7 protein-coding genes are annotated in these 6,024 nt (G+C 56.8%); all 7 read right to left on the bottom strand.

The genetic code is table 11. From position 1 onward, the window contains the following. Nucleotides 1-310 (bottom strand): NAD(P)H-binding protein (locus LCI23_RS19995; RefSeq protein WP_224948208.1); only part of this gene is annotated, 310 nt, incomplete at its 3' end. After that, the gene (locus LCI23_RS19990; RefSeq protein ID WP_224948207.1) at nucleotides 310-1,821 is read right to left on the bottom strand and encodes an FAD-dependent oxidoreductase; all 1,512 of its coding nucleotides are present in this window, start codon (nucleotides 1,819-1,821) and stop codon (nucleotides 310-312) included. The genes LCI23_RS19990 and LCI23_RS19995, both read right to left, overlap by 1 nt. After that, the gene (locus tag LCI23_RS19985) at nucleotides 1,818-3,071 is read right to left on the bottom strand and encodes a lipopolysaccharide biosynthesis protein (RefSeq protein ID WP_224948206.1); all 1,254 of its coding nucleotides are present in this window, start codon (nucleotides 3,069-3,071) and stop codon (nucleotides 1,818-1,820) included. Before LCI23_RS19985 ends, LCI23_RS19990 begins: the two co-directional genes overlap by 4 nt. Further along, complete coding sequence (locus LCI23_RS19980; RefSeq protein ID WP_224948205.1) at nucleotides 3,064-3,864, bottom strand: glycosyltransferase; 801 nt, start codon at nucleotides 3,862-3,864, stop codon at nucleotides 3,064-3,066. Before LCI23_RS19980 ends, LCI23_RS19985 begins: the two co-directional genes overlap by 8 nt. Further along, nucleotides 3,861-4,592, bottom strand: coding sequence for a WecB/TagA/CpsF family glycosyltransferase (locus LCI23_RS19975; protein ID WP_224948204.1), 732 nt, complete (start codon nucleotides 4,590-4,592; stop codon nucleotides 3,861-3,863). Before LCI23_RS19975 ends, LCI23_RS19980 begins: the two co-directional genes overlap by 4 nt. Next, nucleotides 4,589-5,776 carry a glycosyltransferase gene (locus LCI23_RS19970; RefSeq protein ID WP_224948203.1) on the bottom strand — a complete coding sequence of 396 codons (1,188 nt, stop codon included), beginning with the start codon at nucleotides 5,774-5,776 and terminating at the stop codon, nucleotides 4,589-4,591. The genes LCI23_RS19975 and LCI23_RS19970 overlap by 4 nt, the downstream gene beginning before the upstream one ends. Then, on the bottom strand, nucleotides 5,769-6,024 hold a 256-nt coding region (locus LCI23_RS19965; RefSeq protein ID WP_224948202.1), incomplete at its 5' end, for a hypothetical protein. The genes LCI23_RS19970 and LCI23_RS19965, both read right to left, overlap by 8 nt.

The raw sequence follows: 6,024 nt of genomic DNA, 5'->3' as shown, positions 1-6,024 counted from the left end.
TTTCGGCACGGTTGTCATAAGTGGCGAAGGAACCAAACGCAACGATCCTGCGGACATCGCTACGCGCTGCCGCGGCACAAATCGCATCCGCCCATTTCACATTCAAGCTTTCCACTGCGCCGTAATGAGCACAGTGAACGATTGCGTCGCACCCCTCCAATTCATGCGCAAGCGCATCCTGATCACTCAGGGCAATCATATTGCCCTGCCGGTCGTTCACCATGGGGCGCAGGTCGAACCTGCCGCGTGCGCGCTCGATAAAGCGGCTTCCAATGAAACCGCTGGCGCCTGTTACTGCAACCTTCATCATCACAAAGCACCTTCCATTAAATGCTCTCCAAGCCGTAGGGCCAGTGCACAGATCGTCAATGAGGGATTCGCGTTCCCGCCGGTTGGAAATACCGATCCGTCACAGATCCATACGTTACGTATCCCGTGCACCCGCAAGTTGGTATCGACCACCCCATCGGCCGGATGCGAGGCAATACGCGCGGTACCGAGGTGGTGCGCTGCGGAAGTAAACGATTTACTCCAATTTTCGCTGGATGGGAATTCGTCGAACTGGTACTGGCTGTCGTTCAGGGCTTCGACCGTAATCCGCTCGATAAACTGGCCGATGTTCCGGCTATCCTGCTCGGACACCTGCCATGAGACGCGCGCGATCGGATAGCCATACCGGTCCACGCTGGTCGAAAGGCTTACCCGACTATCCCGGTAGGGGGTTTGCTCAGTCACGAAGAACAGGTCGGCCGCGCGATAGCGCAGCGGCAGCGCGTAACGGTTAGCGATGATCCGATAAAGAACCGCCGGGTTGCCAATCAGGTTCCTGAGATGCTTCAGGCTCAGCTCGCGCATGTTTCGAACTGCAATGAGACTGATCAGGATATCGTTTTCCGCTTGCGGGGTTGCACCCGGGATTGCGGGTCGCAGATAAAGATTTGAATTTGCACCAGCAGCGCCATCCGTGGGCACCAAGCCGATCCTGAACCGGTTTCCCCTCTTTTCACGTATGTCCGAATACAGTGCTGCCCGAACCGCCCTGCGGAACCGGATTTTCCCGAGGAAGCCCATTGGATGGTCCATCAGATACCGACCAACGTTGCCGGCATCGTTACCCAGGCCGGCTGCGCCAAAACTACGCGAGTTCAGCAGCAGGCGCGGGGTCTCGAGCGCACCGGCCGCGATGACGAACCTGCGCGCACGGATCTCGACTTTCTTGTCACCCAAGCCGACAATCACGCGATCCACCCGGCCCGGATCGTCCTCTGACCTGATTAGCTCAAGTACGGTACCGCCTGTCATGAGTTCGATGCTGCCGGCATTGGCGGCTTCCCTGAGGTCATGCTTCAACCGTCGCGGTTTGCCCATCACCCGGAAAAGCTTGGGTCGGAGGCGGCTTCGGTCGAAGCGGATGTCGTTTGCCAGCTTCTGCGAGCGATCCTGCAGCATGTCGAAATGCGTCAGCGCAGGTTGGTCGAAACCAAGAAAGCCTAGCGCTTGCGACCAATACTTCAACATTTCTTCGTATGACAATGGCCAGCCCGAATACTGTCCACAGAGCGAGGAGGAGAAGTCTCGACGGTCCAGTGGACTAACTACGCCATGCCACAGGTTCGTCGATCCGCCCAATTCGATAGCCCGCGACTTTTCAAGCCCGAAAGGACGGCCCGCCGACTCATGATTGACGCTCAGCGAACCGGGCTGATCGTCACCGGCTTCGATCAAGAGGGGAGTGAGGCCACGGCGCGCCAATTCGAGCGCAAGCGTCCCGCCACCCATGCCCGAGCCAATAATGCAAACGTCTCTTTCCATGCTCATCATGAGTGCTTACCCTCCTCCGTACCGTGCAGGGCGGGAGCGGGGCTATGTTTTCCCCGACCAAACAAAGCAATGCCCATGACGGCCGTCATCGTGAGTTCTCCGACCAGAACACTGCCGACACCGCTAAGCGGGCCATATTTATCCGCAAATACAAACAGCGAGGTCAGCGACACCAGAGAGCCGGCAACGGCGGCGCTGACCACTGCAACGTCGCGTCCGGAAGGCAGCAGGTAATTCAATGCTAGCGCAGCGTTAATGCCGAGAACGGGCAGCAGCAGGCACATAGTCCGCAGGACTGCGAGGCTGCCGGCGTCGCTGTTACCCCAGAAGATATTCAAGAGCAGGGGCGCAGCGATATATACCCCAAGCGCCGCAACGACGCTACCACCGACCTGCAATGAGGATACATAAATCGCCTGCGAACGGGCCTGTCCGGCATCACTCCACAACCGCATCACATGCGCATAACCGACCTGAGAAATTACGAGGAGCAGGGACTGGATCGCTGTAACGATGCGCTCGCCTTTTTGATACGCTGCGAGATCGCTGGCGGAAATCAAGTAGGCCAGCAATACAGGCGTTGCCATATGCACGGCACCCGCGGAAAGCTTATGTATAAATAAGGGAAATGCTTCGCGCAAGGTAGCGCCGATGCGCCGGAGTTCAGGAAATGCAAGTCCGGCATCGGTGTGGATATTATTGACGAGCCACCATATGCCCAGTGCACGCGGGAGTGCCCATGCCAGGACAACCCATTCCCCGCCGCCGGGCAAGAAAGCAATTGCGCCGACCGCCGAAAAGGAGCCGATGTTTGCGACGAATTCCGTGCGCACGAGCCGGCCATATCGGTCCGTTGCCTGGAAATACCATAAAGGGCGAAAACCATACGTCGCGATAGCCAGCAGTACACCAGTCACGTTAGCAAAGCTCATCGGGAGAACTCCGTTGCTCCAGATGATAGGAAACGCAGCGACGGACGCGATCAGGAACAGGAACAGGCGTGTAAAGTGGATTTCGCTTGCGACCTCGCGCATGCGCCCCTGCTGCAATGCGATCGTCGCCATGCGCACCGCGGACAGGTGGAATCCGTATTCAACCGGGATCGCCAGTAAAGCGCCCAAAGCCTGCGCGTACAAGAAGGCCGACAAAGTGGGGTTGTCGAGCGCCCGTGAAACAATCCAAAGGGTGACGAATGGAAAAACGTAACCGAGTGCCTGCACGAAACCAAGCGACAGTATCGCTCTATGCATGACGTGCCCTCAGTTGGGCAACGGTCGCGCGCAAAAGGGTACCCGACAGGTAGGTGAAAATGCCTGCAGCGAAGGCCGGCCGGCCCGTCAGGATCAATTCCCGCGTCAACAGGCCAATAACGTTTGCGATGTTCCTTCTCAAAGCAGAATGTGAAGTGCTTTGCGCGCCGTGAATCCGGTAGCGAAGCAGTGGCTGAGGAAGGTTGGCAAAGCGGCTCTGGCGCCGTGCCAGACGCAGCCACAGATCCCAGTCTTCAGCATACAGGCCATAGGCATAGCCACTCGCTGCGAGTACCGAGGCCCGTTTGAACATGACTGTCGGGTGCGGCATGCACGACTCGTAGGGCAAGCGGCGAATGATGTCCTCGTGCGAATGGTTCAAGGCGCTTGGCTTGCCGATAGACTGGCCTTTTTCGTCAATGTGCACATACTCTGTCCCCAGCACGTCGACCTCGGGATGTGCTTCCATGAACGCGAACTGGCACGCCAGACGTTTCGGCTCACAGACGTCGTCTGCGTCCATGCGCGCCACGTACTTTCCCTGTGCTTCCTCGATCGCCAAGTTCAGATTGAAAGGCAACTGCCCGATCGACGTGCGGTGTAGTTTGATACGGCTGTCACTGAAACTGTTCAGGTAAGTCCACAGCTCATCGGTGCAACAGTTGGCCACGATGATGAGTTCGAAGTTGCGGTGCGTCTGGTTCAAGACACTTTCAATTGCTTCCTGCAGAAAACCGTCGTCGCGATTGACTGCCAGTATTACGCTGATGTTCGGTAAGTCTGCGCTCATCATTTCCTCAACGCGGCGGGGAACACCAGGAAGCTTCGCAGTAGGCGCTGCAACCGGAACAGTTTGCGTTCCACCAGCAAGCGGTATACGCCTTCAAGGCCAGCTTTCTGCATCCATACAGGTGCACGCTGCAGTCGCCCCGACAGAAAGTCGAGCGTGCCCCCACAACCGATAGCAATTTCAACGTTCAATTGCTGCAGCGCGTCACGATTGTCATCGATCCAGTACTCCTGCTTCAGCATGCCGAAGGCGACGAACAGGTAGTCCGGCTTGAATGCGCGGATGCGGTTCAGCACATCCTGCTCCCACTCCGATGGAAAAGGATACTCGGCGAGCGGTGGCGAATAGCCATCGATTTCGATGCCATACTTTTCCTTGGCAACCTGGCATGCTTTTGCGTTGGTTCTTTCGGACGCCCCCAGGAAAAATACACGCTTGTTGTATTTCGCTGCATGAGCGAGCAACTCATAGGCAAAATCGGAGCCGCTGATCTTCTCGAACTCCACCTTCTTGGGCTTGGCCATCACTTTTGCAAGCCAATACGGCACCTGCCCATCGAAGGTCGAGTAATCATTCGAGATAATCCCGGCCAAACGACGTTCGTGTTTTGCTCGCACGATGAAATCGGCATTAACCGTTACGATAACGGTCATTCTCTCGCGTTGCTCCAGCAATGCTTTCGAAGTCAGGCCTCGAAAAGTCAGGCCTGCAAACTGAACCGTGTCTGTCACGATACGTCCTTTTTTTTCAACTCACTACACCATTGATTAAATTCCGCGCCCGAAAAATGGCGCGCTACATATGACTGTGCTTCAGCGCTGGCACGTTCCCACGCTGCCTGGTCGCGCGTCAGTTTCAGAATCGCTTTAGCGAATTCTGCAGGCGTATCGCCAACGTGGACACAGTCGTGCCAGTCGCGCGGGAAGCCTTCGATCCCGACCGAGGTTGTTACTACAGGCAAACCGTGGCTTAAAGCATTCAAAATCTTGATTTTGATGCCGGAGCCGGACAACAGCGGGGCTACAAAGACTGATGCGGCATCGTAGAAAGGCGCCACGCTCGGGACTCGTCCCTGCCAGTGCAATTGGCATCCCTGCTTCCCGCCCAGCATCTTCAACTTAGCCGTCGGTTGACCGCCGAGGATATCGAGCTCCATTTCACCTGGAAGGAGTGATGCTACTTCCTTGATGAACCAACCCAGTCCTTCTTCGTTTGGCTGCCAGCTGAGCGTGCCCGCGAAGAGCAGATTCCCTCCGTATCTGCCGTAGCGGCGCTCCTCGATGTTCACGCTCGGGTTGAACACCAGGCCACACTTCGTGGAACCGATCTTGCGTACCTCTTCCAGGTCCGCGCTGGACAAATAGTGGACCTCATCGGCTTCTGCACATGCCTGCCTGAGGTAAGTCGCAACCCTGCGTTCCTCAAGCAAGAGGGCCAGCTTCGTCGGCATCCGCTGTGTTTCTGCAGCCCGCGCGAACAGCAAGTGCTCTGCATTATGTAAATGTAAAATCGTCCTCACGGATCCGAATTCGCGTGCAGCGGGCCACACCAGCCAGTGATCGGCATAAATATAATCCCAGTGCTGCTGCTGCAAACGCCGGCATAGTCCCATAAAAGCACTGCTTTTGTTCCGCCATACACTGATCGGCAAGCCGGAAATCAGGGACTGCAGGTAGGTCTTCCCATTGCGCGGTTTGACTTCGCCTGCCAGGTAAATGGCCTTCACGCCCGGCATGCCCTCCGTGGGAGCGAGATCGCCGGCCGCACCAAGGGCGGCGATAGTCACGTCCGCGTTGGAGCTCATCGCCTTGATGCGCTCCAGCGTGACCTGCAGGCCACCGCTGTGCGACTCCGCCCCCGGGCACACGGGCGTGATGAATAAGACCTGGGGTCGCCGCTGCGTAGGCTCAAGCATGTGGAGCCCCGATCTTCTCGACGTCAAAAGCACCTTTGATGAATGAAGTTCCGAGGGAAAGGAAAATTCCCCAATAAAGTCGTTTCGGCCTGATTATCGTTGCAACGAAATATTTGAGCCATAAGAAGAAGAAAAACGGCAGGACAGACGGGAAACCGCGCACGACGGTCCATCCGAGAAAATAACCGAGCGAGCCGTGATTATTGGCCGAAGACGCGAACTTCCAAGGGTGAAAAACCGCCACATCG

The sequence above is a fragment of the Massilia sp. MS-15 genome (assembly GCF_020176695.1).
Classification (GTDB): Bacteria; Pseudomonadota; Gammaproteobacteria; order Burkholderiales; family Burkholderiaceae_D; genus Telluria; species Telluria hydrophila.
Note: the sequence above shows the minus strand (reverse complement) of the source record. Positions and strands in the feature narration are given on the sequence as shown.